Origin of the sequence: Mesoplasma photuris ATCC 49581, assembly GCF_000702725.1 — a bacterium.
In the GTDB taxonomy this organism is placed as follows: Bacteria; Bacillota_I; Bacilli_A; order Mycoplasmatales; family Mycoplasmataceae; genus Tullyiplasma; species Tullyiplasma photuris.
In genome coordinates, this window is sequence record NZ_JNJI01000009.1 from 1 (window position 1) to 2,182 (window position 2,182).

Annotated in this window: 1 rRNA gene; it reads left to right on the top strand. The window is 49.1% G+C overall.

The features are described 5' to 3' along the window. Positions 1–2,182 (top strand): 23S ribosomal RNA (locus tag T347_RS0103685); the annotation flags it as partial.

The window sequence follows — 2,182 nt, forward strand, 5'->3', positions numbered from 1 at the left end:
TGCTTACAAGAAGATAGAGCCCGTTAATGGGTGATATCGTGCTTTTTGTAGAAAGAGCCGGCGAGTTACTATAACGTGCGAGGTTAACCAGAATATGGGGAGCCGTAGTGAAAGCGAGCCTTAATAGGGCGTTTAGTACGTTGTAGTAGACACGAAACCGGGTGATCTAGCCATGAGCAGGTTGAAGTTGAGGTAATACTCAATGGAGGACCGAACCTACGTTCGTTGAAAAGACCGAGGATGACTTGTGGCTAGCGGTGAAATTCCAATCGAACCCGGAGATAGCTAGTTCTCCCCGATATATCTTTAAGGATAGCGTCGCAATTAAAACTATGGAGGTAGAGCACTGAATCTATGATGGCGGCACCTAGCTGTACTGAATAGAATTAAACTCCGAATGCCATAGTCCAATTATGCGGCAGTCAGAACATGGGTGATAAGGTCCATGCTCGTGAGGGAAACAGCCCAGATCGTCAGCTAAGGTCCCTAAATGTATACTAAGTGTGTAAGGATGTGGAATTGCACAGACAGCTAGGATGTTGGCTCAGAAGCAGCCATCATTTAAAGAGTGCGTAACAGCTCACTAGTCGAGTGATTCTGCGCCGAAAATGTACCGGGGCTTAAGTATACTACCGAAGCTACGGATTGTGCGTATGCACAGTGGTAGGGGAGCGTTCTAAGGGCGATGAAGTTGGACCGTGAGGACCAGTGGAGCGCTTAGAAGTGATTATGCCGGCATGAGTAACGTTTGAAGGTGAGAATCCTTCATGCTATTTGACCAAGGTTTCCTGGGCAAGGTTCGTCCACCCAGGGTTAGTCAGGACCTAAGGCGAGGCCGATAGGCGTAGTCGATGGACAACAGGTTGATATTCCTGTACTGATTATTGAGTGATGGAGTGACGGAGAAAGATAGTGTATCCCAGGCGTTGGTTGTCCTGGGCTAAGCGCAAAGGTGGTAGAGTTGGCAAATCCGCTCTATATTCAACATTGAAGCGTGATGGGGAGTGAACGGTTCGCCTAGTAACGAAGTACATGACTCTATGCTTCCAAGAAAAGCTTCTAACTTAATCAATAATTACCTGTACCTAGAACGAACACACGTGGTCAAGGAGAAAATCCTAAGGCAAGCGAGATAACTATAGCTAAGGAACTCTGCAAAATGACTCCGTAACTTCGGAAGAAGGAGTGCTCAACTTGATTGAGCCGCAGTGAAGAGGGAGGGGCAACTGTTTAGCAAAAACACAGCTCTCTGCTAAGTCGCAAGACGATGTATAGGGGGTGACACCTGCCCAGTGCCGGAAGGTTAAAAGGAGAAGTCAGCGCAAGCGAAGCTTTGAATTGAAGCCCCGGTGAACGGCGGCCGTAACTATAACGGTCCTAAGGTAGCGAAATTCCTTGTCAGGTAAGTTCTGACCCGCACGAAAGGTGTAATGATCCCTTCGCTGTCTCGGCTATAGACTCGGTGAAATTTTAGTACCGGTGAAGATGCCGGTTACCCGCAACTAGACGGAAAGACCCCGTGGAGCTTTACTATAACTTGATATTGAAATTTGGTGTAACGTGTAGAGGATAGGTGGGAGACTTTGAAGCAGGACCGCTAGGGCTTGTGGAGTCATCCTTGGAATACCACCCTCGTTACATTGGATTTCTAACTCTGACCCGTTATCCGGGTTGAGGACAGTGTCTGGTGGGTAGTTTGACTGGGGCGGTCGCCTCCTAAAATGTAACGGAGGCGCTCAAAGGTATTCTCAGTATGGTTGGAAATCATACAAAGAGCGCAAAGGTAGAAGAATGCTTAACTGCGAGACTTACAAGTCGAACAGATACGAAAGTAGGACTTAGTGATCCGGCGGTCCCGAGTGGAAGGGCCGTCGCTCAACGGATAAAAGTTACCCCGGGGATAACAGGCTGATCTCCCCCAAGAGTTCACATCGACGGGGAGGTTTGGCACCTCGATGTCGGCTCATCGCATCCTGGAGCTGAAGTCGGTTCCAAGGGTTGGGCTGTTCGCCCATTAAAGCGGTACGCGAGCTGGGTTCAGAACGTCGTGAGACAGTTTGGTCCCTATCTGTTGTGGGCGTAGGAAAATTGAAGAGAGCTGACCCTAGTACGAGAGGACCGGGTTGGACGCATCCCTGGTGCACCAGTTGTCTCGCCAGAGGCATAGCTGGGTAGCTATATG